Source organism: Aminobacter sp. HY435 (assembly GCF_027568395.1).
Taxonomy (GTDB): Bacteria; Pseudomonadota; Alphaproteobacteria; order Rhizobiales; family Rhizobiaceae; genus Aminobacter.
The window spans coordinates 24086-47975 of sequence record NZ_JANKZL010000008.1 but is presented as its reverse complement, the minus strand read 5'-3'; the positions used below and the strand labels follow the sequence as shown (position 1 = coordinate 47975).

Sequence of the window (23890 nt, the reverse complement as noted above, 5' to 3'; positions counted from 1 at the left end):
TATATGCCCTCAAAAGGACGAAGAATGGCCCGCATTTACAAGACCCGCGCCTGGCATGACCAGCTGTCGCCCTCGATCGACGAGTTCGAGTTGCTTGCGCTCGAATCCTACGCGCATCTGCCGGAGGAGTTCCGTCAGCTGACCGGCGAAGTGGTCATCCAGATCGCAGAATTTCCCACCGACGAGATCATGGACGACCTGTCGCTGGAGACGCCGTTCGATCTGCTCGGGCTGTTCGAGGGCCGCGGCATTGCCGAACGCTGGAACCCCCAGACCGGCGACGGCCCCAACCGCGTCACCCTCTACCGACGCGCCATCCTCGACTACTGGGCCGAGAACGAGGAGACGCTGGGCGACATCGTCACCCACGTGCTGATCCATGAGATCGGCCACCATTTCGGCCTGTCCGACGAGGACATGGAACGGCTGGAGGAAGCCGCCGAATAGCGGCGCCCTCCCCGAAACTCAATAATCGCTGAGCTTGGTGACACCCGCTTCGTAGTCGTGCCCCTCGACGTCCTTCACCACGGCCTGGCCGCAGCGCATCGTCTTGGTTTCGGCGTCGAAGGCATAGGTCGGCGAACCGAACAGGTGCCAGCCCTTGTTCACGGCGGCGGTGACCTTGTGGCAAAAGGTGGCGTCGTCCGGGCCGGTGAGGAAGCGATAGAGTTTCATGTCGGTCTCCCTGTTCAGTGCCTGAGGCTTTCGAGCTGGACAGCCCGCGCCAGCAGCCGTTCGGCCTCGGCGAGATGCAGCCGCTCGACCATCTTGCCGTCAAGCGAGATGACGCCGGCAGAGACATTCTCGGGACGGGCGAAGGCGTCGACGACGGCGCGCGCCTCGACGAGTGCTTCGGCTGGCGGCGAAAACGCCGCATTGGCCGGGCCGATCTGGGCCGGGTGGATGATGCTCTTGCCTGAAAAGCCCATTGCCGCGGCTTCGCCGCATTCGAGGCCGAAGGCGTCGAGGTCGCGGAAATCGTTGGAGACGCTGTCGAGCATGTCGATGCCGCCGGCGCGGGCGCACAACACCATCTGCATCAGCCAGGGCCGCAGGTAGCGCCGATCGGGCGTAACCTTGACGCCGGTATCCTTGGCGAGATCGTTGAGGCCGGCGATCAGGCACGACAGCCGCGCCGAGGGGTCGCGGCCGAGCTCGGCGATGGCGGGCAGGTTGAGCAGCGCCCGTGGCGTCTCGATCATCGCCCAGAGCTTCAGCGTCTCGGGCGCATCGGCCTCGTCGAGCACGTCGTTGGCCTCGAGCAGGTCACGCGCCGTCTCGACCTTGGGCAGAACCACGCCGTCGCTGGCCCAGCCGCCGGCAGCGGCGAGATCGTCGGCGCCCCAGGGGCTCGCCAGCGAATTGATCCGAACCACATACTCGCGCCCGCCCTCCGGCCGCTCGGCGAAGAACTTCGCCAGCCGCTCGCGCGCCGCCGCCTTGTGCTCGGGCAGCACGGCGTCTTCGAGGTCGAAGATGACGGCGTCGCAGGCAAGCTGCGAGAGCTTGGCGATCGCCTTTTCGTTGGTGGCCGGAACGAACAGCACCGAACGGCGCGGGCGAGAGAGAGAATGTGACATCTGGTCTTCTTGCCCGGCAATGCTGGCCCTTGCAAGGGCTTGCGAGGCCGTGGCGTAACTGCTCTTGTCCTCCGGCATAACCACACGGGAACACTTCATGGCACGCTACGACGTGGTCATCATCGGCGGCGCGATCGTCGGCAGCTCGGTCGCCTACTACCTGCGCGACGAGGGCTTTACCGGCTCGATCGCCCTGATCGAACGCGACCCGCAATTCGCCAACGCGGCAACCACGCTGTCTTGCGCCTCGATCCGCCAGCAGTTCTCGATCCCCGAAAACATCCGCCTGTCGCAATTCACGCTTTCGCTGTTCCGACGCCTGAAGGAAGAGTTCGGACCCGACGCCGACATCGGCTTCCGTGAGGGCGGCTACCTGATCCTCGCCGGCGAAAACGGCCTGCCCATCCTCAAGGCCAACCACGGCGCGCAGATGGCCGAAGGCGCCGACATCGTGCTTGAGGACGCCGGGCAGTTGCAGAAGCGGTTCTCATGGATCTCGACCGACGGCATCACCGCCGGCGCCTATGGCCGCTCGGGCGAGGGTTGGTTCGATGCCCACGCCATGCTCGGCCTGTTCCGCAAGGCGCTGAAGGCCAGGAACGTCGACCTTGTCACGTCGGAAGTGGTGGGCGTCGAGCGCCAGGGCAACCGCGTCGCCTCGGTCACCCTCGCCTCAGGCGAGAAGCTCGAGGCCGGCATCATCATCAATGCCGCCGGCCCGAACGCCGGCAGGGTTTCGGCCATGGCCGGCCTGGTGCTGCCGGTCGAGCCGCGCAAGCGCAATGTCTTCGTGTTCGAGGCGCGCGACCGCTTCGACGACATGCCGCTGATGGTCGACCCGAGCGGGGTCTATGTCCGGCCCGAAGGTTCGGTCTACATCACCGGCGGCGCCGAGAGCGAGGACAGCGAGCAGGCGGCCGACCCGCAGGATTTCAACCCCGACTGGCCGCTGTTCGAAGAGGTGATCTGGCCTGTGCTCGCCACGCGCGTGCCGGCCTTCGAGGCAATCAAGCCGACGCGCGCCTGGGTCGGCCACTACGACTACAACGCGCTCGACCAGAACGCCGTCATCGGCCCGCATCCCGAGGTCGAGAACTTCATCTTCGCCAACGGCTTCTCCGGCCATGGCCTGCAGCAGGCGCCCGCCGTCGGCAAGGCGCTGGCCGAGCTCATCGTCCATGGCGGTTATCGCAGCATCGACTGCTCGGCCTTCGGCTACCAGCGCATCGCCGAAGGGCGACCGTTCCGCGAACTGAACGTGATCTGACCGACAGCGAAGAGGACGGGCAGCCGTCCCCTCCGGCCGTCAGTCCGAAGACGCAGCCGTGAACACCGCAAGCTGGGCCGCGAAGGCGCGACTGTAGGCCGGGCGCGCTTCGCCGCGGGCGACATAGGCGGCGATGTTGGGAAACTCCTCGATCAGGCCCGAGCCATGGAGACGGCGCAACACCGTCACCATCATCAGGTCGCCGGCGCTGAAATCGCCATCGAGCCAATCGGCATCGCCGAGATGGGCGGAGAGCTGGCCGAGGCGGACGCGGATGCGCTCCTGCAGCATCGGCAGGCGCTGGCCGAACCAGGGCTTGTCGCGCTCGACGAGGTCGGCCTGGTCGTACTCGACGATCGGCGGTTCGACGGTGCTCAGCGCGGCGAATATCCACATGATCGCCCGCGCGCGCCCGTTGGCGTCGTCGGGCAACAGGCCCGGGTTTCGTTCCGCGACATGGAGGATGATCGTACCCGATTCGAACAGGGCGAGATTGCCCTCCTCATAGGTCGGGATCTGCCCGAACGGATGCAGGGCAAGATGCGCCGGCTGCTTCATCTCGCGGAACGAGACGAGGCGCACATCGTAGGGAAGGCCGACCTCCTCGAACGCCCAGCGCAGACGCATGTCGCGCGCCTGTCCGGCGCCCTCGTCGGGCGAATTGGCAAAGGCGGTGATCGTGGGGCGCATCGGAAGCCTCTCCGAAAATTGGCTTCAAGCCGCGGGTGGCCGGAAATGGCCCCATGGCTTGTTGCCGGTTGCTGTCGCCATAGGACGAACGACCGCGGCGGCACCCGACACGGCGAAGCGTTATTTCTTGGCGGCGGGCTTCTTGCGGGCCTTGGGCTTGGTTACCGGCTCGGGCTCCTGGGCTGCCTCCATGGCCAGCCGTGCGGCGCGCAGGCGCGCGGTCTTGGCCTCGCGGGCGGCAACCTCCACGTCGAGGATCGATTGCGCGACCCTGGTCGTCGTATCGCCTTTTGCTTCAGCCTTGTTGAGGGCCGGAACGAACAGGTTTTCCTTGGTGATGGAACGCGCCATGCCGATAACTCCTTGAAACGAAAAAGGTCGGGAATTCCCGACCTTCTCCTGATTGCCTCGACGGCCGGCGCCAGTACATCCGTGGCTGCCAGCCGGAAGCAATGGCTTATGCGGCCTGAAGATTCTCGGCCGCGTTCTTGCCCGAGCGGTTGTCGCGGACGACGTCGAAGGACAGCTTCTGACCTTCAACGAGAGTGCGCAGGCCCGAGCGCTCGACAGCCGAGATGTGGACGAAAACGTCCTGCTCGCCGGTGTCGGGCTGGATGAAGCCGAAACCCTTGGTGGAGTTGAAGAACTTAACGGTACCAGTAGCCATGAGATTGCCTTTCAATCGACATAGTGAAGTAATCGCCAAGAAGAATTCCGGGCGAACTTATTCGATCGATTTTGAGGGGGAAGATCGTAGAGGCGCCAGGCGCGCGGAACAAAGTTCTACAGCAAGATCGATTTAGCCAATATAGCGCTCAATGCGACAATAGCAAGGCGTCACCGAAAGACGCGCCGGCCCGACGCCTCTGCCAAGCGAAAACTATTTCCTTGATATCGTCAACCACTCCACCCATATGAAGTCCATCGGCGAGCTTGCCGGAGCGAAACGCACATCGAGATACGATGCCTTGGGTTTTGCCGCGAGCCGCTGAATTTGCCCTGATCGACGGCATGCCGACCACGAATGTACCGGCGGCTTGCAGTGTCTCGGGAGCCAGAGGGAAGCGGGCTTTGCCCGCTTTTTTCATATCCGGCGTCCGCCGTCGGGCCGGGTTCGGTAGTCCCTTCCCACAACGCCCTTTGGCCGACATGATGCAAACGCGCCTCATGCGCTCACGCCGGGGGGATGGCATGGACTTCATGCGGCTGCTGAAATCGCTCGAGGAGCTGCTCTACGAGCTGGCGTCGTGGCTGGTTTTCTATCCGATGACGCTGTGGCGAACGCTGCGCCGGCCGCAAGCGATGATGCGTTATGCCGATGTCGAGCTCGGCGACGAAGTCGACGACCAATATACCGACACGCTGAGCCCGCCGATGTTTCTGCTGATCACGCTGCTGCTGGCGCACGGCTTCGAGCTGGCACTGGTGCGCCAGGAAACACCGTGGGCGCCGCCGTCGTTCCTCGCAAGCGACGCCAATCTCTTGTTGTTTCGCGCCGTGGCCTTCAGCTTCTTTCCGCTATTGATGGCGCTGCGGCTATTGCGCCACCGCGGCATTCGCATCGACCGCAACACGCTGCGGCGGCCATTCTACAGCCAGTGCTATGTCGCAGCGCCCTTTGCGCTGGTGACCAGCATTGGCGGCGTGCTGACCCGCATCGACACCCCTGCAACGGTGCTGTCAGGTGTTGCGCTGTTCGGCTGCGCCATGGCCTGGTACCTGACGGTGGAGACGCGCTGGTTTGCCCGCCATCTCGAGCTGCCGTTGCCACGCGCGGCACTGATGGTGCTCGGCGTCATGGCGGCGGCACTTGTCGCGGTGATTTTGGCCGGCGCAGTCATCGCCTTCGGGCTTGCCTCTGCCTGAGCGTGTTGCCTGCCGACGGCGGTTGCGCCTTGATCCCGATCAAAGCACTGTCCAACGTGTCCGTGCAAGGTGACATCATGCTTTGCCGTGCGAGGGAGGAAACCATGGTCGCGAGCAATAAGACGGCGGGGGGCCGGCGACCGGGCGCACTGCCGGAAGTCAGGGCGCTGACCGTCGCCGACATTCGCGCGAGCCTCGCCGAAGGCGCAGCCGATTTTGCCCGCGCGCCCGGCATCGGCCTGGCAATAGCGCTGGTTTTCGTGGTCATCGGCATGGCTATCACCACCTCGCTTCTGGTGCTGCACGAGCCGTGGCTGATCTATCCCTTCGCCATTGGCTTTCCGCTCGTCGGCCCGTTCGCCGCCGTCGGGCTCTACGAAGTCAGCCGCCAGCTCGAGGCCGGCAGGACGCCGACGCTCGGCGGCGTGCTCAACGTGATCTGGGCGCAGCGCCGGCGCGAGGTGTCATGGATGGCCTTTGTCATGCTGTTCGTATTCTGGATCTGGCTCTACCAGATCAGGCTCCTGATCGCGCTCATCCTCGGGCGGATGTCTTTCGCCACGCTCGACCGCTTCGCTCATGTCGTGCTGACCACCAACGAGGGCTGGCTGTTCCTTGGCATCGGCCACGTCGAGGGCGCGGCGCTGGCACTGGTGCTGTTTTCGATCACCGTCGTCTCGATCCCGATGCTGCTCGACCGCGAGGTCGATTTCATCACCGCCATGTTGACCTCGATCCGCACCGTGCTGGCGAGCCCCCCGGTGATGCTCGGCTGGGGCTTGATCGTCACGCTTGCCGTGCTCGCCGCCTGCGTCCCGTTCTTCCTCGGGCTTCTGGTGGTGCTGCCGGTGCTCGGCCATGCCACCTGGCACCTGTACCGGCGCGCCGTGGTGTAGCACGCCGCGCAAACCGGGCCGGGCTCCCTGCAGGGCGACCGAGGCGGAACCACACCGAGGCCCGCCTCGCCCCTGCAAGGAGCAAACGCGCCCGCTCAATTCCAGCTGGCGCCGGCGACCTGACGGACTGCCGCATTGAGCCGGTTCCAGACATTGATCAGGCCGATCGACAGAATGAGCGCCGAAACGGTCTTTTCGTCATAGTGCAGCGTTGCTTCCGCCCAGACGTCGTCTGGCACCGGATCGGACTTGTCGGCAATCCGGGTCACTGCCTCGGTCAGCGCAAGGGCCGAGCGTTCGGCGTCGCTGAACCATGGCGTGTCGCGCCAGGCCGAAACGGCGAAGATGCGGTCGTCCATCTGGCCAAGCTTGCGCAGCTCCAGCGAATGCATGTGCACGCACACGCTGCAGCCATTGATCTGGCTGGCGCGCAAGTGGACGAGCTTGCGCGTCACCTCAGGCAAGCTCTCGAGTTCGGTCGCCTTGTTGAGCGCAAACAGCGCCTGCATGGCTTCGGGAAGAACGATGGCGGGGTTGGTCATGCGGGATTGCATGGTGGCCTCCTGGCTGTTCGGGTTCGTTCGATCTTGACGTCGCCGCTCCTGAACCGGTCTGCTGTCACATCGCCCGGGATTGCTTCGTCATGACCTTGACGAAACGAGTGCAGGAAACGTGACGATGACCGACAGACTTTTTCTGAGCGAACAGTTCGCAGCCAACCGCCGGCATCTTGGCGCGGTGGCCTACCGCATGCTCGGTTCGCTCAGCGAGGCCGAGGACGCCGTGCAGGAAACCTGGATCAGGCTTTCGCGAAGCGATGCCGATGCAATCGACAACCTTGGTGGTTGGCTGACCACGGTGGTGGCGCGCGTCTGCCTCGACATGCTGCGCCAGCGCAAGGCAAGGCGCGAGGACCAGCTCGACGACGACAGCCCCGAGCCGGTCGCGCTCAATGCGCAGACGGTCGACCCTGAACGCGAACTGGCCATGGCCGACGCGGTCGGCCTCGCCTTGCTTGTCGTGCTGGAAAAACTCGCCCCCGCCGAGCGCATCGCGCTTGTGCTGCACGACATGTTCGACCTTTCGTTCGAGGAGATCGCCCCGATCGTCGAGCGCACGCCAGTCGCCGCGCGCCAGCTCGCCAGCCGGGCCCGGCGGCGCGTCCAGGGCAGCGACGAGACGCAGACGGCCGACCGGACGCGGCAGCGCGAAGTCGTCGACGCCTTCCTCGCCGCCTCGCGCGGCGGCGATTTCGCTGGCTTGCTCGCGGTGCTCGATCCGAACGTGGTGTTCCGCGCCGATGCCGTCGCATCGCGACTGGGCAATGTCGCCGAACTGCGCGGCGCGCAGGCCGTGGCGAACAATTTCAAGGGTCGGGCACAAAGCGCGCGGCCCGCACTCGTCGACGGGTCCATCGGCCTGCTGATCGCCCCGATGGGCAAGCTGCGCGTGGTACTGGCTCTGACCGTCACGGACGGCCGCATCGCCGCCATCGACGCCATCGCCGCCCCCGACAGGCTTGCGCAACTGGATGTGGTCCTGCTCGACGCCTAAGCCGCGGCGGTGTCATGCGGCTCTGCAAAAAGCCTTGCCGCGAGGTGATCGACAAAGACGCGGATCTTGGGCGCAAGGTAACGGCTCGCCGGCCAAAGCACCCGCATGGCGCCGCGGCTTTCGACGAACTCGCCGAGCAGCGGCTCCAGCGAGCCGGCGGCCAGCTGCCGCCGCACGGCATAGTCGGGCAGGCAGGCGATGCCCAGGCCCTGTTCGGCAAGATGGATGCGCGCCTCGATCGTGCTGGCGATCGCCCTGGCCGGCAATGCCAGGTCGAGTGCTGTCCCGTCGCGAACCAGCGGCCAGGCTTCGAGCTTGCCGGAAACTGGATGGCGGTGGTGCAGGCACGCATGATCGAGCAGGTCTTCCGGCGCCAGCACGGTACCCGCGTCAGCCAGATAGGCCGGCGACGCTACGATCCGGTGACGAAACGCGCCGAGCTTGCGGCTCATCAGGCGCGAGTCGGCTGCGGCCCCGGTCCGCACGACGGCGTCGAAACCGTCCTCGATGACATCGACCAGCCGGTCGGTGAAGTCGAGCTCCAGCCGAATGTCGGGCCACAGACGCATGAACTCCGTCAGCACCGGCATGAACAGCGCGCCCGCGATCGGCAGGCTTACGCGCAAGGATCCGCGCGGCGCTGCGCTGGCCTGCGTGATCTCGTCTTCGGCGGCTTCCAGTTCATCGACAATGCGCCTGCAGCGCAGCAAGAACTGGCTGCCTTCCGCGGTTAGCGAAACGCTGCGCGTGCTGCGATGAAACAGGCGCGCGCCAAGGCGCTGCTCCAGCCTGGCGATGGCCTTGCCGACGGCCGACGCCGAGATGCCAAGATCGCGCCCCGCTGCAACGAAGCTGCGCGTCTCGGCCGCCCGGATGAACACGTCGATGCCGCCGAGCCTGTCCATGCCATCCTCGCTATTGCGGACTGCTTTTCCTTATTGATGTGAATAGTAGACTGATTTTCGCCAACTGTCCGCACGCTATCTTTCTGGCCTCAAGCGATGGCGACGGAAGGCGGATGATGATCGGACGGCTGACGGATGGGCTGGTGGCGTTTGGCGCGGGCGCGTTTCTGGCCGGCATGATCGCCTCGAACAGCCTCTTGGCCGAACGCAGCTCGCCTGTGACCTCATCCCTGTTCGCCCACGGCATCGGCGCGGTTGTCGCGCTGCTTTTGCTTGCCGGGTGGCGCGTTGCCGTGAAACCCGACGTACCGCGCGTCACGGCGCCTGGCTGGGCCTATCTCGGCGGCATCCCCGGAGCGTTCACCGTAGTGCTTGCGGCAATCACCGCCAACGGACCGCTGGCGCTCTCGGGCACCATCGCCTTCATGCTTGTCGGCCAGGTGATGTTCGGGATGGCTGCCGACCGGTGCGGCTTCCTTGGCATTACCCAAAGACGGCTCGAGGCGCGCGACCTGGTGGTTGCAACGCTTGTGCTTGGCGGCAGCGTGCTGCTGGTCGTCGGGAGGCAATGACCATGGCCACCTACATCGGCCTTGCGGTGCTGAACGGCTTGCTGATCGGTCTCAGCCGATCGCTGAATGGCCGGCTTGCCATGGCGCGCGGCGCGCTTGGCGCTTCGTTCTGGAACCACCTTGTCGGCTTCGGATTGCTTGCGGTGATTGCGGCGCTGGGCGGCGGCCAGGAACTGGCGGGGGCGGTCGAGGCGCCCGTCGAAGCATGGCTGGGCGGCGTGCTCGGCGCGCTGTTCGTTGCGGCGAACAGCTTCGTGCTGGCGCGCCTGGGCACTGTCCGAACTGTGCTGCTGGTAATCTCCGGCCAGATGCTGTCTGGCGTTGCCATAGACTATCTGGCACGGGGCATGACGCTCGCCCCGTTGCAGCTTGCCGGCATCGCCGCCATCCTGCTTGGCGTTGTCGTCGCGCGCCTGCCGATGCCTTCATCCGCCCGACAACGGCAGCCCGGTTGAAGGCGGGTCCTGCGTCTTCATCAGATGCTTCGCCACCGCCGCGTAGGCCGGGAGCGAGGTCGGGTCGATGGCGACGGGTGCCGATATCAATCATTTTCAGCAACCATATGGCCGTTTTGCTTGTCCGGTCTGCGACTGAAACGCAGAATAGCAGGCTGCGGCGACAGAGGAGGTGTCTCTCCATCGGAGGAAAACACCATGAACGATCTGAGCCTCACGACGCTTGATGGCGGCATGACGATGGTCAGCGCCCCTGTGCTCGACGCCTTTGCAGCGAGCCTGCGCGGCACGGTCCTCAATGCCGGCGACGCCGGCTATGACGAGGCGCGCTCAATCTGGAACGCCATGATCGACCGCCGGCCTGGGCTGATCGTACGTTGCGCGGGCGCCGCCGACGTCATCGCCTCCGTCAGCTTTGCGCGCGACAACAACCTGCTGATCGCCGTGCGCGGCGGTGGCCACAACATCGCCGGCAACGCCGTGTGCGACGGCGGCATGATGATCGATCTCAGCGCCATGAAATCGGTGCGCGTCGACCGTGTCGCGCGCCGGGTCTGGGTCGAGCCGGGTGTCACTCTCGCCGACCTGGACAAGGAGACCCAGGCCTTTGGCCTTCTGGTTCCGACCGGCATCAACTCGACCACCGGCATATCCGGGCTGACGCTTGGCGGCGGCTTCGGCTGGACCACGCGCAAGCTCGGTCTGACCATCGACAACCTGTTGTCGGCCGACGTCGTGACGGCGGACGGCGAACTCGTCCGGGCGAGCAACGCCGAACATCCCGACCTGTTCTGGGCGATCCGTGGCGGCGGCGGCAATTTCGGCGTGGTGACTGCCTTCGAATTCAAGCTGCACAAGCTTGGACCGCAGGTGCTGTCCGGCCTCGTCGTCCACCCCTTCGCCGACGCCAAGGCCATACTCCAGGAATATCGCGCCGCACTCGAAGACGCACCGGACGAACTGACCTGCTGGGCGGTGGCGCGGCAGGCTCCGCCTCTGCCCTTCCTGCCGGCCGAATGGCACTGGAAGGAGGTGCTGGTGCTGGCCATGTGCTACAGCGGAGATCTCGCCGCAGGCGAGAAGGCGACAGCCCGCCTGCGCGGCATCGGCCAGCCGATTGTCGACGTGGTCGGCCCGAACCCGTTCACGGCATGGCAGGCGGCCTTCGACCCGCTGCTCCAGCCCGGCGCCCGCAACTACTGGAAGAGCCACGACTTTATCGAACTCGCCGATGAAACGATAGACGCCGTCTGCGCCGCGATCGGCAAGCTGCCAGGCCCGGAATGCGAGATCTTCATCGGCCATGTCGGCGGCGCTGCCGGGCGTGTCGCTTCCGACGCCACTGCCTTTCCACAACGCAGCTCGCACTATGTCATGAATGTCCATGCCCGCTGGCGCGAAGCCTCGATGGATGAGGCGTGCATGGGCTGGGCGCGCGACATCTACAAGGCGACCAAACGCAACGCCGTCGGCACCGCCTATGTCAACTTCATGCCGGCGGACGAGGCCGATCGCGTCGAAGCCGCCTATGGCGACAACTACGCACGGCTGCTCGAGGTGAAACGGAAGTACGACCCGGCCAACTTCTTCCGCATGAACCAGAACCTGCGTGCCAAGAAGGCCCGCAAGGCCGCCTGAGAGGATCTTGCCGCATCCCAATGCTGGACGGTGTCGGCCAACGCCTATATAACTATATCGTTATTTAGAAAGCAGGCAGGCATGACACCGTCCGAACGCCTCGACGCCACCTTCATGGCGCTCGCCGACTCGACCCGGCGCGCCATCCTCGCCAGGCTGATGCAGGGCGAGGCATCGGTCATGGAACTGGTCGAACCCTTCGACATGAGCCAGCCGGCGATCTCGAAACACCTCAAGGTGCTGGAGCGCGCCGGCCTGATTTCGCGTGGCCGCGACGCCCAGCGCCGGCCATGCAGGATCGAGGGCGAGGCGCTGGCCGAGGTAACAGGCTGGCTCGAGGTCTATCGCAGGGTCTGGGAGGGCAATTTCGGCCGGCTTGACACCCTGCTCGCCGAATTGCAGGCCAACAAGGGCGAAGCCTGACGCAAGCAGGGAGCGACGATGAAGCACCGGCTGGAAGTGACCACGCCAAGCGACCGCGAGATCGCCATGACCAGGGTTTTCGACGCGCCGCGTGACCTGGTCTTCGACTGCTGGCCGGACGGCTGGTCCTTCGCCGTCTGCGAGGTGAACCTTTCGGTCGGCGGCACCTACCGGTTCGTCTGGCGGCACGAAGACGGGCGCGACATGGGCATGACCGGCACATATCGCGCCATCCTGCGGCCCGAACGCATCGTCAGCGTCGAGATTTTCGACATGGACTGGACCGACGGCGAGGCGCGCTCGACCCTTGTGCTGACTGAAAGGGACGGCCGCACGATCAGCGTCAACACGATGCTCTACAGTTCGAAGGAAGCGCGCGACGGCGCGATCGCCATCGGCATGGCCAGGGGTGTAGGCGCCGGCTACGACAGGCTGGATGGCGTGCTGGCCGAACAGGTGGCCGCACAATAGCCGACGGCGCAGCCGTTGCGGGACGGACTCAGCGGCAGTTGCCGCGCAGATAGGCGTTGCCGTTCAGCGGCAGCTGGCATCCGCCCTGGTATCTCGGCACCTTGAGGTCCATCGGCTGATCGGCGGCCTTGCGATCCTGCGCGCGAAACTGCTGTTGCTGGCTCTGGAAGTCGCGGCGGGCCTGACGCTGTTGCAGGATCTGCAGTTCATTGAAGCGGCCCTCGCGGGCAAGCTGGTTGCGGTCAGGCTGGTCGGGCAGATCGATGGCAAACGCCGACCCAGCCCCGGCGAGCAGCATTGCCGCCGCCATCATTCCAACCATCGATTTCATCAGCTTGCGCATCGCAGTCCTTCGCTGGGTGGCTGGCCCATGCCACCAAGGTAGTGTGCATCGCCGCCGTTACAATGTCAGCGAGGCAACATCGCAGAACCGCCCGCTCAGGCACCTGACCACCAAGGTGTGGAGCCGGCTCGGCAGTTGACGTCGCGCCAGGGTGCTCCTATCTGAGGGCGGTCAAGGGCGGGAAGCCCCTGCCGCCCGCAGCCGCAAGGCCTGGTGAAGCTTCCCTCGAAAGTTCGTTTCTCTGTCGATGCGACGGCCGAAGCGGCAATGCGGGCTCCCGAGCTTCACCACGCCGTTCGTCCATCGCGAAGGAGCGAACCCATGACCACAGGTCACGACTACAAGAACAATGCCCGCCGGCTGCGCGACGCGCTGGCCGCCGAGGGCATCGCCATCAGCCATGCCAAGGCGCTCGAACTCGTCGCCCGCCAGGAAGGCGCGCGCGACTGGAACACCCTGGCTGCCCGTCCGACCGAAACCAGGACCGAAAGCGCTGCCGCAGGTGTTCCGTTTGCCGTCGGCGAAACGGTGTCTGGCACCTTCAATGGCAACCCGGCCAACGGCCGCGTCATCGGCCTCGAGGAGACCATCAAGCCGGACTTGTGGCGCGTCACCGTCGCATTCAACCCGCCGGTCGACGTATCGACCTCGAAGCTGTTTTCGTCGCAGCGCCGGCGCATCCAGATGGTGGTCGGCGCCGACGGCCGCTCGCGCCGCCTGACCGGCACCGAAACGGGGGTGATGGCGCTCAACCGCTCCTGACCCTCGCCCAATCCCGAAGCGGCCGTGGATCGTGAAAGCGATCTGCGGCCGTTTCCGTTCAAGAACTGGTCTCGCCGCGAAACCGCGGCGTGGAGTTGCGGATCGGGATGCACAGCGGCCGCTCATGCACCGGGTCGACGATGACCCTGCAACTGATGCCGAACACCTCTTCGATCAGCGCCTCGTTCATCAGCGCATCGGGCTCGCCCTCGGCAACCATGCCGCCGCTTTTCATGAACACCAGCCGGTCGGCATAGCGCGCGGCGAGATTGAGGTCGTGCAGCACCAGCACCACCGTGCGGCCATGCTCGCGATTGAGCCGGGTGACCAGGTCGAGGCAGTCGATCTGGTGGGCCATGTCGAGATGGTTGACCGGCTCGTCGAGGCAGATGACGTCGGTCTCCTGCGCCAGCACCATTGCGATCCACACCCGCTGCAGCTGGCCGCCCGACAGCGAGCCGAGGCTGCGGTCGGCGAGATGCGAGACACCAGTGCCAAACATCGCCGCCTGGATCGCTTCGGCGTCCGCCGCACTCCAAGGCTGCAGCATGGTCTGGTGCGGATAGCGGCCGAGCCGGACAAGCTCCTCGACGCTCATGTCATCCGGCGCGGACGGATTTTGAGCGAGCAGGCCGATATGGCGCGCCAGTTCCTTTTCCCTGAGGCTGGAGATCGGCACGTCGCCAAGGCGGATGTCACCGGATTTCGGCTGGTGCAGACGGCGGATGGAGCGCAGCAACGTGGACTTGCCGCAACCGTTCGGTCCGGCCAGCACGGTGATCTTGCCGCTGGGAATAGCGAGGTCGACATTGTCCAGCGCGGTCGCGGCGCCATAGGCGACGGTCAGCGACGCGACTGAGATGGCTTTATCCATTGGTGCTTCCCCTGCGCAGCACGAGGTAGAGGAAATAGGGCGTGCCGATGACCGCCGTGACGGTGCCCGCCGGCACCTCCGTCGGTGCAAACAGCACCCTGACGATAAGGTCGGCGCCGACAAGCATGATCGCGCCTAGAAGGAAGCTGGCGACGATGCCCGGCAGCACCGGACGTCCGACGATCAGCCGCGCCAGATGCGGCGCCATCAGGCCGATGAAGCCGACGCCGCCGGCAAAGGCGACGGCAAGCGCGGTCAAGGCGGAGGCGAGCGCGAAGACGAGGATGCGGAACACCGGCAGGTTGAGCCCGATGCCGCGCGCCGACACTTCGTCGAGATCGGCAGGCGGCAGGCGGCGCGCCACGGCGAACACCCCGACCATGGCGATGGCAAGACCGACGGCGACAACCTGAACTTCGCCCCAGTTGATCTCGTTGACCGCCCCCGCAAGCCAGCGGCTGGCTTGCGTGGTGCGGTAGATCGGCCCGACGATCATCAGGATCAGCGTCGCCGCCTTGCAGACCGCACCGACGGCAATACCGAACAGCAACAGCCGCACCGCCGACGAGGCTTGCTGCCCCGACAGCAGGAAGACTGCCGCAATCGCCAGCGACGCGCCAAGCATCGCCGCGACCGGCTGCCAGACGATCGAGGTGACCAGCGAATTGCTCTCGTCCGACAACAGCGCAAGGAAGATCACCACGCCGAGGCCGGCGCCGCCGATGACGCCGAGCACGCCGGGCGAGGCGAGTTCGTTGCGCGTCACCTTCTGCAGCAGATAGCCGGCCACGGCCATTGCGCCGCCGGCAAGGACCGCGATGGCAACGCGCGGCGCGCGCAACTGCAGCACCACCACCCGTTCGCCGCGGGAGCCACCGCCAAACAGGATCTCGCCGACGCGGCGCGGATCGATCCAGGTCGACCCGAAGCCGACGCCGCAAATCGCGAGGACCAGCGCAACGGCAGCAATGACGCCGACGGCGATCCAAGCGCGGCGGTTGAGCCTGAGCAATGCCGGCGACAGGCGCGGAGCGAGCGCACTCATGCGGCGCGCCTCCTCAGCAGGACGAGCAGCAGGCAGCCGCCGACGATCGCGGTGACCGCGCCCACCGGCGCCTCGCGCGGATAGATGACGAAGCGCGCGACAATGTCGGCGAGCGTTGCGTAGAGCGCGCCGACAAGCGCTGCCGCGCCGATCTGCTGGCGATGATCGAGCCCGACGAGCGCGCGGGCGGCATGCGGCACGACGAGCCCGACGAACAGCACCGGACCGGCCATCGCCACTGCCGCGCCGCTCAGCATCGCCACGGAAACGAAGCTCAGGCCGCGCACAACTCCGAGCGGCACGCCAAGGCCGCGCGCGGTCGAGTCGTCGGTCTGGAGAATGTCGAGCGACCGCGCCAACGAAAACGCCAACAGTCCGCCGACCAGGATGAACGGCAGCCCATTGAGCGCGAGCTCGATCTTGCGGTCGGCGAACGATCCGGCCAGCCAGAACAGCAACTGGTCGAGCATGGTTTCGTTGACCGTGAGCACGACGTTGACGAAGCTGTCGAACAGGCCGGCGAAGGTGACGCCAACCAGCACGATGCGCAGCGGCGAAATCCCGCCGGCTGCGGCGGCGAGGCCGAAGACGATGAAGCTGGTGCCCAGTGCGCCGGCAGCGGCTGCGACCGACAGGCCGGGTAGCGAGGCGACCCCGAAGATGCCGCTCGCCATGACCACGGCAAACGCCGCGCCGGCATTCAGCCCAAGCGTATCCGGCGAGGCGATGCGATTGCGCGCCAGCGTTTGGACGAGCACGCCGGCAATGCCAAGGGCAGCGCCAACCATCGGCGCCATCAGGGCGCGCGGCAGGCGCAGGTCGCGGATGACGACATCGGTTTCACTGCCGTCGAATGCGGTCAGCGCCCCCCATATCTCGGCCGGCGAGTAGAGCCGGTATCCGAGCGCCAGGCTGAGATACATCAGAACCAGCAGCGACACGCCGAGCAGCAAGAACAGCGCACGATGGCCGATGCGCCAATGCGCTCGGTTGCTCGTGGTCGACGAAGCGAGGGGCACGCGCGGGCCTTAATATGAGCTTGACAGTCAGGGTTTGTTCTGACCCTTTGCCAAACCTTCACGATCCCGTCAAGTTTGGAACGTTAGCCATGAAGCTCTTCGTCAAAGCCGCCCTCGGCCTCGCCCTGGCCGCCTTCGCCTCCGGTTCCGTGCTGGCCCATGAAGTAAAGCACGCCATGGGCGTGACCGACGTGCCTGAAAACCCGCTGCGCATCGTTGTGCTGACCAATGAGGGCACCGAAGCCGTCCTCACCCTCGGCTTCAAGCCGATCGGCGCGGTGCGCTCGTGGACCGGCTCGCCATGGTACAAGCACATCGCCGACAAGATGGAGGGCGTCGAGGTTGTCGGCGAGGAATCGGCCATCAACCTCGAGCTGATCGCCGGCCTGCAGCCCGACCTGATCCTTGGCAACAAGACGCGCCAGGAAAAGATCTACGATCAGCTCTCGGCGATCGCACCGACCGTCATGTCGGAACGCCTGCGCGGCGACTGGAAGGTGAACTTCGCGCTCTATGCCGACGCGCTTGGCAAGAAGGCCGAGGGCGACGCGCAGTTGAAGGCCTTCGACGACAAGGCAACCAAGCTGAGCGAGGCGCTGGGCGACAAGAAGGCGGAGAAGGTGTCGCTGATCCGCTTCATGCCGGGGCTGACGCGCATCTACTACAAGGACACCTTCCCCGGCATGATCTTCGACCAGATCGGCATCCAGCGCCCGGCGGTGCAGGACAAGCCGGGCTTCGCCGATGACGTGACCAAGGAACGCATTCCGGAGTTCGACGGCGACCGGCTGTTCTACTTCGTCTACGAGACCGGCAATGGCACGGCGAGCAAGCAGGCCGACGACTGGCTGGCCGAACCGCTGTGGCAGAACCTGCCGGTGGTGAAGGCCGGCAAGGCGAGCCCGGTCGATGACGCGGTGTGGAACACCGCCGGCGGCGCCATCGCCGCAAACCTGTTGCTCGACGACATCGCCCGCGCCTATGGCGTGACACCGGCACCGTAAGCCAGCCCCCGCGGCGCGCCGTTCGAAGCGACGGCGCGTCGAGCATGACCCAGCGTCGAAACGCTTTGATTCCCGTCCAAGCTTGTGTAAAGCGGGGCAAGCCAAATCCCCGCAACCGCTAGACGGGCAAAAAGCCATGGAAAAATTCACCAAGCTCACCGGCGTCGCTGCGCCCCTGCCGATCGTCAATGTCGACACCGACATGATCATCCCCAAGGATTATCTCAAGACGATCAAGCGCACTGGCCTTGGCACCGGGCTTTTCGCCGAAATGCGCTACAACGAGGACGGTTCGGAGAACCCCGATTTCGTGCTCAACAAGCCGGCCTACCGCAAGGCCGAGATCCTCGTTGCCGGCGACAATTTCGGCTGCGGCTCGTCGCGCGAGCATGCACCCTGGGCGCTGCTCGACTTCGGCATCCGCTGCGTCATCTCGACCTCGTTCGCCGACATCTTCTACAACAACTGCTTCAAGAACGGCATTCTGCCGATCACCGTCAGCCAGGCAGACCTCGACAAACTGATGGACGACGCCTCGCGCGGCGCCAACGCAACCGTCTCGGTCGACCTCGAAGCCAAGGAAATCCGCGGCCCTGACGGCGGCGTGGTCAAGTTCGACCTCGACGACTTCAAGCGCCACTGCCTGCTCAACGGGCTCGACGACATCGGCCTGACCATGGAAAAGGCCAGCTCGATCGACAGCTACGAAAAGAAGGTTGCAGAGACCCGTCCCTGGGCCTGACCTCGTTGGCACAACGCAGCTTCGGCTGAGTTTCAAAGCCCCGCCGCGATGTCCTCGCGACGGGGTTTTTTGCTGGGACAACAGGCTGCGGCTGACATGCCAATTCTGCCATGCCATTGTTGCAACTCGGGATTCGGAGCCTTGCCAGCGGCGGCACGCTCCAAGGGCATCGCGATCGAGGAGCCTCAGCATGAAGAAGATCATCCTCCCGGCAGCTCTGGCGCTGGCTTGCGCCACGACCTCTCTGGTCCTGGCCCAGGAGCCGGCAGCGCCCGAAACAATTCCCTTCGAGGGCGGCAGTTTCACCATCACCGAGACGCCGGAACTCGACAAGATCCTCGCTTATGACGGCAAGCAGCTGGCGCGCGACTACGTCGCCTTCCACCAGCGTACGGTCGATCTGGATGGGACCAAGGTCGCGATCTTCGCCGTCGGCGGCGGCGGCAACGCCTGCGGCCCGGAGACTGTGCTGGCGTGGAAGACCGAAGCGGGAATCCAGTCGGCGGTGGTCGGCGATGGCGAGTGCGGCACGCCGCCGGCGGCAGCCACCGGCGATGCGCTCTATTTCGTGCCCTATCTGCTGCCCGGAACCAAGGCGCCGGTGCGCGTCTGGTCGCCCGCTCAAGGTCTGCAGGTTGCCGGCGAACTGACCTTCGTGCCGCAACCCGGCACGACCTGGGCCGACCTCGACATAGAGCGCATCGCCTACGCGGTCGACGTGTTCGACAACGCCGATGTCTACAGGCAGGCCAGCGCCATGCTGGGCGACAAGCTGGAGGGCGTTGCGCTTGGTCTTTCGGTGTCGAGTGGCCTGGAAAAGACCGCCTCTGGCCTGATCTTCGCCACCGGCTGCGTGCCCCATGCGTGCGGCATCAACGATGCCTTCATCGGCATCGATGCCAAGGCCAGGAAGCTTTACGTCGCCAAGCAGGGCGATACGGCGAATCCCGGCACCTGGCCGGCGCTGGCCGCATGGCCCACCGAGCTGAGGGACGCCATGATCAAATCGCTCGCCACTGAATAGGGGAACGCCATGCGCAAGCTTATTTCAACCGGCTCGCCCTTCGAGAAGACCGCCGGCTATTCGCGCGCCGTGGTCCAGGGCGACTGGTGCTTCGTGTCGGGCACGACAGGCTACGACTACGCCACCATGACGATGCCCGACAGCGTCGAAGCGCAGACACGCAACTGCCTGGCGACCATCGAAAAGGCGCTGGTAGATGGCGGCTTCGAGATGGCCGACGTGGTGCGCGCGCATTACTACATCACCGACCAGAGCTATGTGGACCTGGTGTTCCCGATCCTCGGCGAGACGTTTGGCGACATCCGCCCGGCGGCGACGATGATCGTCTGCCAGCTCAACAAGCAAGAAATGAAGATCGAAATCGAGGTGACCGCGCTGAAGCGGAAATGAGAATAAGGGCTATGACTCTGTCAGCCGAGCCGGCGATGGCCTATCGACGACACCGAAGACAAGCCAACCAAACGAGCCGGCCTTACGATTCCCGCATTGTCACACGAACTGGAATAGTCGACAAAGTCGACGAAATTATAGCTGAAAAATGGGTTCTCTACGCAAACGCCTGAGTTATCTCATTTTTTTCCACCGGCTCTCTGCCGCTTTCCTTGCAATCTCGGCGCGCTTCCTGCCACCCTTCGCGCCAAGCTCCTTGACGGCGGCGTTTTTGCCGTCATCCGTTGCCTCAACGGTGATAATGCGCGCGTCAGCTGGGTCCCTCCCCGGCCTTTTGGTCCCATCGGCATCAGCTCGCCTGTGCCAAAGAATTTTCCTTTAGAGTGTCCAAGGCTATCCTGATGATGCGGTCGTCAAACAGGCGCAATTTGCGTGCAGCCGCATCTTCACCGCCAGGCCACTCCGGCAGAGCCGCCTTGATCTCATCCACTTGGGGGGCAACCTTCTCGTGATGCACCAACCAATCAACGGTCCCAAGCAACTCCATACCCAATGGAGATTCAAAACCGTCGATAAGCTTACTCGTGGCCTCCAACGCCGATCGATACGGCTTCGCTTCAGCGGTGGAGAAGTAAGCTGAGACACGTTCCTTTTTCTCATCGTCAAAGTGAATTGGCTCAAACGGCCCAGCATCACCTAACCGCTTATCACAATGTAAGTAACTGCCATCCAATGCATTCAACATGTGCTTCATCTTGTCCGAATACGGCCCATACTTATTGGCGCCGAATTCGAATTTCATTGCATCAAGCCCCTCCCTAGCAGCGAACCTCTCTACAAAATAACCAAGCTTCTGAACTTCAAGCAAAGAGCACTCAATTCCAAGAATACAATACCGCCTGACTAGCTCGGCTATTAATGCTCGCGCAGGAGTCAATTTCTCGACACCTGTACGCTTTGCCACGTTTTGGTATTGCCTGGTTGGCTCATACACCAAAATTTCGACGCCTTTTAATGGTTCTAGCTTTGCAAGAATGAGTTCTCGAACCCCAGGCCATTCCAGACCGCCGTTGCCGGCACCCAAGGGCGGGAGAGCAATAGATTTGATCTTCTTATGCTCCACTACGGTTTTGAGATGGTCTAGCCCTTCGGCTATCCATTCCATCTTTGATGGATATCGCCAGTGCGCCTTAGTAGGAAAGTTGACTATCCATTTCGGGCCATAGAGATCATTTCGCTCCGTCACGAACATCTCGCCGAGCCGAACTCGCTTCGCCGCACAAGCAGTTTCGTAGAGCCTGAAGTTTTCAGGAAAAGCCTCCTTGAACATCAAGGCGACGCCTTTCCCCATCACGCCAACAGTGTTGACAGTATTCACCAAAGCCTCAGTGTCGGCTTCGAATAGGTTGCCACGGACAAACTTAATCATCAGAGGAACCATCTCCTTTCTGCCAAGACCTTTGCCGTAGCGCCTGCTTTCGCGGCTTCAGCCTCGACTTCAGCCTTCATTTTCTCGTCATAGCAAACGATGCCGAGCAGCGCAGCCAGTGGAACATGCTTATGAACAAGCGCCTCAGCCTGATATTTTTCAAACTTGTCGACATCGTCGCGCTTGAAATCACGCGCTTGCAGAGTTGGCCAAATGATCCGATCCAGATCGGCCAAATCGTCCGAGAACTGCGCCATCCTCAGATAGGCATGCCGGTCAGCGAACACAAACGGAACCTTGAGTTTGGTCAGGTGATGCAGCGAAGAAACAAGGATCACTATGTCCCGCATGGAACGCTGCTTGATGCCGTTATAGCCCGTCTTGATATTGTAGAGCATCGGGCTGTAGGGGGTAAAATAGAAAGGGACGTAGTCACTCAGCGTGCCACCCGGTCCGGAGGGCACCGCTCTTTCGGTCCGCTTTTGAATAAGCTCTGGGTTCCCGATCTCGACATATTTCTTGCCCTCAACTGTCGCACGACAGTGGCAGCCGTCGGCCAGCAGCGGTCCGACATTGTCCTTGTGGACAATTCGGCAAATCAGCGCTTTTTCAGGATTAAGGTCTTTTGACATGATTCAAGCCTACTTTGCCACATGCTTAGCGGCAAGCACAGCCCGGTCGCCGTGGTTAGGCTACTGACGGGAATTCAAACTGAGAAACTACCTAGGCCAAGAGGTCCTTAGCGCCTAGTCACCTGCATCGCATTTGGCATATGCAACGCTCACCAGAAAGCTTCTCCCGCCCCTTTCCTGCTTGCACCGACGCCCCGCCAAGGCTAGCAAGACCGCGGTTCACGCATCTTTCGGAAAGGTTTCCAATGGCGACGCGCAATCTTCTTCTCCTGCCCGGCGACGGCATCGGCCCAGAGGCCATGGCAGAGGTCCGCAAGCTGATTGCGGCGATGAACGACAAGCTCGGCAGCGGCTTCACCACCGAGGAAGGTCTCGTCGGCGGCTCGGCCTATGACGCGCACGGCCAGGCGATCTCGGATGCCGACATGGCCAAGGCGATGGCGGCGGACGCCGTGCTGTTCGGCGCCGTCGGCGGCCCGAAATGGGATGCCGTGCCTTATGAGGTGCGTCCCGAAGCCGGTCTCTTGCGCCTGCGCAAGGACATGGAGCTGTTCGCCAACCTGCGTCCCGCAATCTGCTATCCGGCACTCGCCGCGTCGTCCTCGCTCCGCCAGGAAGTGGTCGAGGGCCTCGACATCCTGATCGTGCGCGAGCTGACCGGCGGCGTCTATTTCGGCGAGCCCAAGCAGATCATCGACCTCGGCAACGGCCAGAAGCGCGGCATCGACACTCAGGTCTACGACACCTTCGAGATCGAGCGCATCTCGGGCGTCGCCTTCGAGCTGGCGCGCACGCGCCAGAACCGCGTGACCTCGATGGAAAAGCGCAACGTGATGAAGTCGGGCGTGCTGTGGAACGAGGTGGTGACCGCCACCCACAAGGCCAAGTACGCCGACGTCAAGCTCGACCACATGCTGGCCGACGCCGGCGGCATGCAGCTGGTGCGCTGGCCCAAGCAGTTCGACGTCATCGTCACCGACAATCTGTTCGGCGACATGCTGTCTGATGTCGCGGCGATGCTGACCGGTTCGCTCGGCATGCTGCCTTCGGCCTCGCTCGGCGCGCCTGATGCCCTGACCGGCAAGCGCAAGGCGCTGTACGAGCCGGTGCACGGCTCGGCGCCCGACATCGCAGGCAAGGGCATCGCCAACCCGATCGCCATGATCGCGTCGTTCGCCATGTGCCTGCGCTACTCCTTCAACATGGTGGCCGAAGCCGACCGCCTCGAGGCTGCGATCGCCGCCGTGCTCGACGACGGCCTGCGCACCAAGGACATCATGTCCGAAGGCAAGACCGAGGTCGGCACCACTGAGATGGGCGACGCCATCGTCGCCAAGTTCTTCGCCTGATAGCAGGTCGATGAAGTGAGAAAACGGCGCCCACGCGGCACCGTTTTCTTTTGTGCTTGTGAAATTTCTCTAGGCGGCAGGCACGTAAGGCGGAGGAACCCTCACCCCAACCGGCACCGGACCCCATTTGTTTTCGTGCTTCTGCGACGGGATCAGGGTGAAGACGAAGATGATCAGGCCGCCGACATAAGGCAGCAGGATCAGCAGATAGAACCATCCCGACAAACCAAGGTCGTGAATGCGGCGAATGGTGACGGCGATGCTGGGCAAAAGCGTCGCCAGCACGAACAGGCCGGGGAACGCGAAACCGGCGATCGGCTCTTCCATACCAGCGTCGAGATTGCCGAGCGCGCCGTCGATGCCGAAGCCGATAGCCGACAGCGCGACGGCCGAGATCGCCCAGAACAGGTAGTAGCCCCAATATTCCTTGCGCCGGGCGCGGGCCCGGAAGCTTGCATAGTTGGTGGTGATGGCACGCCAGAAGTACGACCACAGCCCGGTCGAGGCTGGCTCGGTTGCCGCTGCCACTCCGCTGAAGGCGGGCGTTTCCTGGTCGGAACCCCGGCGGCCGAACTGGGGCACCGACGCAGGCGCCGCAGCCTTTTGCGGCGCGCCGACTGGTGCATGGATCGCAAACACGTCGCGTGCCTGGCTGCCGCTCGGCTGAAACTCGATCTGGGTCCCCTTGCCGGGTATCGCCGTGCCCCTGAGGTCCTCGCGGGCGAAGGTGTAGCGGTTGCCGTCGACCCCGGCGATGAAGCCGAAACCTTGAGCCTGATCGTAGTGCAGCACTTCCCCGCGCATCTGTCGCCCCCGTGGATCGCGAGCCAGACAGTGTTCCAACTTGCCGCGTGCCGCAAGCTCCGGTGTCGTCGGGACGATCATCGGAGCGCGTTGGACAGCGTTGCCCTCACGCAACGCTCGCGGCGCGTTGATTAGCCGGTAACCATATATTGACTG

31 protein-coding genes are annotated in these 23890 nt (G+C 64.1%); 16 read left to right on the top strand and 15 right to left on the bottom strand.

Translation table 11 applies throughout. The features are described 5' to 3' along the window. Window positions 1-24 precede the first annotated feature (24 nt). Window positions 25-447: a metallopeptidase family protein gene (locus PCJ21_RS12950; RefSeq protein ID WP_269931828.1), complete on the top strand. Its 423-nt coding sequence runs from the start codon at window positions 25-27 to the stop codon at window positions 445-447. Window positions 448-465: 18 nt separating this feature from the next. Here PCJ21_RS12950 and PCJ21_RS12945 read toward each other — a convergent pair whose 3' ends face one another. Continuing rightward, on the bottom strand, window positions 466-675 hold the full coding sequence (locus tag PCJ21_RS12945; RefSeq protein ID WP_269931827.1) for a DUF1737 domain-containing protein: 210 nt from the start codon (window positions 673-675) through the stop codon (window positions 466-468). A 14-nt stretch (window positions 676-689) separates the two neighbouring features. Next, window positions 690-1580, bottom strand: coding sequence for an HpcH/HpaI aldolase/citrate lyase family protein (locus PCJ21_RS12940; RefSeq protein ID WP_269931826.1), 891 nt, complete (start codon window positions 1578-1580; stop codon window positions 690-692). Between the two features lie 97 nt (window positions 1581-1677). Between PCJ21_RS12940 and PCJ21_RS12935 the strand changes: the two genes are divergently transcribed. Beyond that, window positions 1678-2847, top strand: a complete 1170-nt coding sequence (locus tag PCJ21_RS12935; RefSeq protein WP_269931825.1) for an NAD(P)/FAD-dependent oxidoreductase — start codon at window positions 1678-1680, stop codon at window positions 2845-2847. A gap of 39 nt (window positions 2848-2886) precedes the next feature. Here the strand turns inward: PCJ21_RS12935 and PCJ21_RS12930 are convergent, their stop codons facing one another. The 4 genes from PCJ21_RS12930 to PCJ21_RS12915 all read right to left on the bottom strand — a co-directional run bounded on the left by PCJ21_RS12930 (window position 2887) and on the right by PCJ21_RS12915 (window position 4625). After that, a complete protein-coding gene (locus PCJ21_RS12930) occupies window positions 2887-3537 on the bottom strand; it encodes a glutathione S-transferase family protein (protein ID WP_269931824.1) in 651 nt (216 codons plus the stop codon). Between the two features lie 120 nt (window positions 3538-3657). Continuing rightward, window positions 3658-3888 (bottom strand): hypothetical protein, encoded by a 231-nt coding sequence (locus PCJ21_RS12925; RefSeq protein WP_269931823.1) that lies wholly within the window; start codon window positions 3886-3888, stop codon window positions 3658-3660. A 106-nt stretch (window positions 3889-3994) separates the two neighbouring features. Then, window positions 3995-4204 (bottom strand): cold-shock protein, encoded by a 210-nt coding sequence (locus tag PCJ21_RS12920; protein WP_269931822.1) that lies wholly within the window; start codon window positions 4202-4204, stop codon window positions 3995-3997. A gap of 148 nt (window positions 4205-4352) precedes the next feature. Beyond that, entirely contained in the window at window positions 4353-4625 is a 273-nt protein-coding gene (locus PCJ21_RS12915) for a hypothetical protein (RefSeq protein ID WP_269931821.1), read from the bottom strand. A gap of 103 nt (window positions 4626-4728) precedes the next feature. On the opposite strand from PCJ21_RS12915, the gene PCJ21_RS12910 reads away from it, so the two are divergent. Both PCJ21_RS12910 and PCJ21_RS12905 read left to right on the top strand, forming a co-directional pair. Next, window positions 4729-5403 carry a permease gene (locus PCJ21_RS12910; RefSeq protein ID WP_269931820.1) on the top strand — a complete coding sequence of 225 codons (675 nt, stop codon included), beginning with the start codon at window positions 4729-4731 and terminating at the stop codon, window positions 5401-5403. A gap of 104 nt (window positions 5404-5507) precedes the next feature. Next, window positions 5508-6299, top strand: a complete 792-nt coding sequence (locus PCJ21_RS12905) for a DUF2189 domain-containing protein (RefSeq protein WP_269931819.1) — start codon at window positions 5508-5510, stop codon at window positions 6297-6299. Window positions 6300-6394: 95 nt separating this feature from the next. Here PCJ21_RS12905 and PCJ21_RS12900 read toward each other — a convergent pair whose 3' ends face one another. Continuing rightward, on the bottom strand, window positions 6395-6853 hold the full coding sequence (locus PCJ21_RS12900; protein WP_269931818.1) for a carboxymuconolactone decarboxylase family protein: 459 nt from the start codon (window positions 6851-6853) through the stop codon (window positions 6395-6397). 124 nt (window positions 6854-6977) lie between these two features. Here PCJ21_RS12900 and PCJ21_RS12895 point away from each other — a divergent pair, with 124 nt between their 5' ends. Then, entirely contained in the window at window positions 6978-7853 is an 876-nt protein-coding gene (locus PCJ21_RS12895) for a sigma-70 family RNA polymerase sigma factor (RefSeq protein WP_269931817.1), read from the top strand. On the opposite strand, the gene PCJ21_RS12890 is transcribed toward PCJ21_RS12895, so the two are convergent. After that, entirely contained in the window at window positions 7850-8758 is a 909-nt protein-coding gene (locus PCJ21_RS12890; protein WP_269931816.1) for a LysR family transcriptional regulator, read from the bottom strand. The two genes, PCJ21_RS12895 and PCJ21_RS12890, sit on opposite strands and share 4 nt — an antisense overlap. Window positions 8759-8871: 113 nt before the next feature. Here PCJ21_RS12890 and PCJ21_RS12885 point away from each other — a divergent pair, with 113 nt between their 5' ends. The 5 genes from PCJ21_RS12885 (at window position 8872) to PCJ21_RS12865 (ending at window position 12317) form a co-directional block, all read left to right on the top strand. After that, on the top strand, window positions 8872-9330 hold the full coding sequence (locus PCJ21_RS12885) for a DMT family transporter (RefSeq protein WP_269931815.1): 459 nt from the start codon (window positions 8872-8874) through the stop codon (window positions 9328-9330). 2 nt (window positions 9331-9332) lie between these two features. Continuing rightward, the gene (locus tag PCJ21_RS12880; RefSeq protein WP_269931814.1) at window positions 9333-9785 is read left to right on the top strand and encodes a DMT family transporter; all 453 of its coding nucleotides are present in this window, start codon (window positions 9333-9335) and stop codon (window positions 9783-9785) included. Between the two features lie 198 nt (window positions 9786-9983). Then, window positions 9984-11423: an FAD-binding oxidoreductase gene (locus tag PCJ21_RS12875; protein WP_269931813.1), complete on the top strand. Its 1440-nt coding sequence runs from the start codon at window positions 9984-9986 to the stop codon at window positions 11421-11423. An 81-nt stretch (window positions 11424-11504) separates the two neighbouring features. After that, complete coding sequence (locus tag PCJ21_RS12870) at window positions 11505-11846, top strand: ArsR/SmtB family transcription factor (protein WP_269931812.1); 342 nt, start codon at window positions 11505-11507, stop codon at window positions 11844-11846. A gap of 18 nt (window positions 11847-11864) precedes the next feature. Beyond that, complete coding sequence (locus PCJ21_RS12865; RefSeq protein ID WP_269931811.1) at window positions 11865-12317, top strand: SRPBCC domain-containing protein; 453 nt, start codon at window positions 11865-11867, stop codon at window positions 12315-12317. Between the two features lie 28 nt (window positions 12318-12345). On the opposite strand, the gene PCJ21_RS12860 is transcribed toward PCJ21_RS12865, so the two are convergent. Next, window positions 12346-12615 (bottom strand): hypothetical protein, encoded by a 270-nt coding sequence (locus tag PCJ21_RS12860; RefSeq protein WP_269931810.1) that lies wholly within the window; start codon window positions 12613-12615, stop codon window positions 12346-12348. 366 nt (window positions 12616-12981) lie between these two features. Here PCJ21_RS12860 and PCJ21_RS12855 point away from each other — a divergent pair, with 366 nt between their 5' ends. Next, window positions 12982-13422 (top strand): glyoxalase superfamily protein, encoded by a 441-nt coding sequence (locus PCJ21_RS12855; protein ID WP_269931809.1) that lies wholly within the window; start codon window positions 12982-12984, stop codon window positions 13420-13422. 58 nt (window positions 13423-13480) lie between these two features. Here PCJ21_RS12855 and PCJ21_RS12850 read toward each other — a convergent pair whose 3' ends face one another. Genes PCJ21_RS12850 through PCJ21_RS12840 form a run of 3 tightly spaced genes read right to left on the bottom strand, consistent with a single transcriptional unit; the run spans window position 13481 to window position 16360 of the window. Continuing rightward, window positions 13481-14296 (bottom strand): ABC transporter ATP-binding protein, encoded by an 816-nt coding sequence (locus PCJ21_RS12850; protein ID WP_269931808.1) that lies wholly within the window; start codon window positions 14294-14296, stop codon window positions 13481-13483. Then, the gene (locus PCJ21_RS12845) at window positions 14289-15341 is read right to left on the bottom strand and encodes a FecCD family ABC transporter permease (protein ID WP_269931807.1); all 1053 of its coding nucleotides are present in this window, start codon (window positions 15339-15341) and stop codon (window positions 14289-14291) included. The genes PCJ21_RS12850 and PCJ21_RS12845 overlap by 8 nt, the downstream gene beginning before the upstream one ends. Beyond that, the gene (locus tag PCJ21_RS12840) at window positions 15338-16360 is read right to left on the bottom strand and encodes a FecCD family ABC transporter permease (protein ID WP_269931806.1); all 1023 of its coding nucleotides are present in this window, start codon (window positions 16358-16360) and stop codon (window positions 15338-15340) included. The genes PCJ21_RS12845 and PCJ21_RS12840 overlap by 4 nt, the downstream gene beginning before the upstream one ends. Before the next feature lie 89 nt (window positions 16361-16449). On the opposite strand from PCJ21_RS12840, the gene PCJ21_RS12835 reads away from it, so the two are divergent. The 4 genes from PCJ21_RS12835 to PCJ21_RS12820 all read left to right on the top strand — a co-directional run bounded on the left by PCJ21_RS12835 (window position 16450) and on the right by PCJ21_RS12820 (window position 19520). Beyond that, window positions 16450-17364 (top strand): ABC transporter substrate-binding protein, encoded by a 915-nt coding sequence (locus PCJ21_RS12835; RefSeq protein WP_269931805.1) that lies wholly within the window; start codon window positions 16450-16452, stop codon window positions 17362-17364. Window positions 17365-17500: 136 nt separating this feature from the next. Further along, on the top strand, window positions 17501-18106 hold the full coding sequence (gene leuD, locus PCJ21_RS12830) for a 3-isopropylmalate dehydratase small subunit (protein ID WP_269931804.1): 606 nt from the start codon (window positions 17501-17503) through the stop codon (window positions 18104-18106). A 190-nt stretch (window positions 18107-18296) separates the two neighbouring features. After that, window positions 18297-19130: a hypothetical protein gene (locus tag PCJ21_RS12825; RefSeq protein ID WP_269931803.1), complete on the top strand. Its 834-nt coding sequence runs from the start codon at window positions 18297-18299 to the stop codon at window positions 19128-19130. Window positions 19131-19139: 9 nt separating this feature from the next. Next, window positions 19140-19520, top strand: a complete 381-nt coding sequence (locus tag PCJ21_RS12820; RefSeq protein WP_269931802.1) for a RidA family protein — start codon at window positions 19140-19142, stop codon at window positions 19518-19520. A gap of 349 nt (window positions 19521-19869) precedes the next feature. Here PCJ21_RS12820 and darG read toward each other — a convergent pair whose 3' ends face one another. Continuing rightward, window positions 19870-20949, bottom strand: coding sequence for a type II toxin-antitoxin system antitoxin DNA ADP-ribosyl glycohydrolase DarG (gene darG / locus PCJ21_RS12815; RefSeq protein WP_269931801.1), 1080 nt, complete (start codon window positions 20947-20949; stop codon window positions 19870-19872). Continuing rightward, window positions 20949-21581: a type II toxin-antitoxin system toxin DNA ADP-ribosyl transferase DarT gene (gene darT / locus PCJ21_RS12810; RefSeq protein WP_269931800.1), complete on the bottom strand. Its 633-nt coding sequence runs from the start codon at window positions 21579-21581 to the stop codon at window positions 20949-20951. Before darT ends, darG begins: the two co-directional genes overlap by 1 nt. Before the next feature lie 245 nt (window positions 21582-21826). Here darT and leuB point away from each other — a divergent pair, with 245 nt between their 5' ends. Continuing rightward, the gene (gene leuB / locus PCJ21_RS12805) at window positions 21827-22930 is read left to right on the top strand and encodes a 3-isopropylmalate dehydrogenase (protein ID WP_269931799.1); all 1104 of its coding nucleotides are present in this window, start codon (window positions 21827-21829) and stop codon (window positions 22928-22930) included. 69 nt (window positions 22931-22999) lie between these two features. Here the strand turns inward: leuB and PCJ21_RS12800 are convergent, their stop codons facing one another. Further along, entirely contained in the window at window positions 23000-23734 is a 735-nt protein-coding gene (locus PCJ21_RS12800; RefSeq protein WP_269931798.1) for a DUF805 domain-containing protein, read from the bottom strand. Window positions 23735-23890: the final 156 nt, after the last annotated feature.

Coding starts and splice junctions, on each gene's coding strand:
- PCJ21_RS12950 (WP_269931828.1), top strand. CDS start 25: ATGGCCCGCATTTACAAGACCCGCGCCTGGCATGACCAGCTGTCGCCC.
- PCJ21_RS12945 (WP_269931827.1), bottom strand. CDS start 675: ATGAAACTCTATCGCTTCCTCACCGGCCCGGACGACGCCACCTTTTGC.
- PCJ21_RS12940 (WP_269931826.1), bottom strand. CDS start 1,580: ATGTCACATTCTCTCTCTCGCCCGCGCCGTTCGGTGCTGTTCGTTCCG.
- PCJ21_RS12935 (WP_269931825.1), top strand. CDS start 1,678: ATGGCACGCTACGACGTGGTCATCATCGGCGGCGCGATCGTCGGCAGC.
- PCJ21_RS12930 (WP_269931824.1), bottom strand. CDS start 3,537: ATGCGCCCCACGATCACCGCCTTTGCCAATTCGCCCGACGAGGGCGCC.
- PCJ21_RS12925 (WP_269931823.1), bottom strand. CDS start 3,888: ATGGCGCGTTCCATCACCAAGGAAAACCTGTTCGTTCCGGCCCTCAAC.
- PCJ21_RS12920 (WP_269931822.1), bottom strand. CDS start 4,204: ATGGCTACTGGTACCGTTAAGTTCTTCAACTCCACCAAGGGTTTCGGC.
- PCJ21_RS12915 (WP_269931821.1), bottom strand. CDS start 4,625: ATGAAAAAAGCGGGCAAAGCCCGCTTCCCTCTGGCTCCCGAGACACTG.
- PCJ21_RS12910 (WP_269931820.1), top strand. CDS start 4,729: ATGGACTTCATGCGGCTGCTGAAATCGCTCGAGGAGCTGCTCTACGAG.
- PCJ21_RS12905 (WP_269931819.1), top strand. CDS start 5,508: ATGGTCGCGAGCAATAAGACGGCGGGGGGCCGGCGACCGGGCGCACTG.
- PCJ21_RS12900 (WP_269931818.1), bottom strand. CDS start 6,853: ATGCAATCCCGCATGACCAACCCCGCCATCGTTCTTCCCGAAGCCATG.
- PCJ21_RS12895 (WP_269931817.1), top strand. CDS start 6,978: ATGACCGACAGACTTTTTCTGAGCGAACAGTTCGCAGCCAACCGCCGG.
- PCJ21_RS12890 (WP_269931816.1), bottom strand. CDS start 8,758: ATGGACAGGCTCGGCGGCATCGACGTGTTCATCCGGGCGGCCGAGACG.
- PCJ21_RS12885 (WP_269931815.1), top strand. CDS start 8,872: ATGATGATCGGACGGCTGACGGATGGGCTGGTGGCGTTTGGCGCGGGC.
- PCJ21_RS12880 (WP_269931814.1), top strand. CDS start 9,333: ATGGCCACCTACATCGGCCTTGCGGTGCTGAACGGCTTGCTGATCGGT.
- PCJ21_RS12875 (WP_269931813.1), top strand. CDS start 9,984: ATGAACGATCTGAGCCTCACGACGCTTGATGGCGGCATGACGATGGTC.
- PCJ21_RS12870 (WP_269931812.1), top strand. CDS start 11,505: ATGACACCGTCCGAACGCCTCGACGCCACCTTCATGGCGCTCGCCGAC.
- PCJ21_RS12865 (WP_269931811.1), top strand. CDS start 11,865: ATGAAGCACCGGCTGGAAGTGACCACGCCAAGCGACCGCGAGATCGCC.
- PCJ21_RS12860 (WP_269931810.1), bottom strand. CDS start 12,615: ATGCTGCTCGCCGGGGCTGGGTCGGCGTTTGCCATCGATCTGCCCGAC.
- PCJ21_RS12855 (WP_269931809.1), top strand. CDS start 12,982: ATGACCACAGGTCACGACTACAAGAACAATGCCCGCCGGCTGCGCGAC.
- PCJ21_RS12850 (WP_269931808.1), bottom strand. CDS start 14,296: ATGGATAAAGCCATCTCAGTCGCGTCGCTGACCGTCGCCTATGGCGCC.
- PCJ21_RS12845 (WP_269931807.1), bottom strand. CDS start 15,341: ATGAGTGCGCTCGCTCCGCGCCTGTCGCCGGCATTGCTCAGGCTCAAC.
- PCJ21_RS12835 (WP_269931805.1), top strand. CDS start 16,450: ATGAAGCTCTTCGTCAAAGCCGCCCTCGGCCTCGCCCTGGCCGCCTTC.
- leuD (WP_269931804.1), top strand. CDS start 17,501: ATGGAAAAATTCACCAAGCTCACCGGCGTCGCTGCGCCCCTGCCGATC.
- PCJ21_RS12825 (WP_269931803.1), top strand. CDS start 18,297: ATGAAGAAGATCATCCTCCCGGCAGCTCTGGCGCTGGCTTGCGCCACG.
- PCJ21_RS12820 (WP_269931802.1), top strand. CDS start 19,140: ATGCGCAAGCTTATTTCAACCGGCTCGCCCTTCGAGAAGACCGCCGGC.
- darG (WP_269931801.1), bottom strand. CDS start 20,949: ATGATTAAGTTTGTCCGTGGCAACCTATTCGAAGCCGACACTGAGGCT.
- darT (WP_269931800.1), bottom strand. CDS start 21,581: ATGTCAAAAGACCTTAATCCTGAAAAAGCGCTGATTTGCCGAATTGTC.
- leuB (WP_269931799.1), top strand. CDS start 21,827: ATGGCGACGCGCAATCTTCTTCTCCTGCCCGGCGACGGCATCGGCCCA.
- PCJ21_RS12800 (WP_269931798.1), bottom strand. CDS start 23,734: ATGCGCGGGGAAGTGCTGCACTACGATCAGGCTCAAGGTTTCGGCTTC.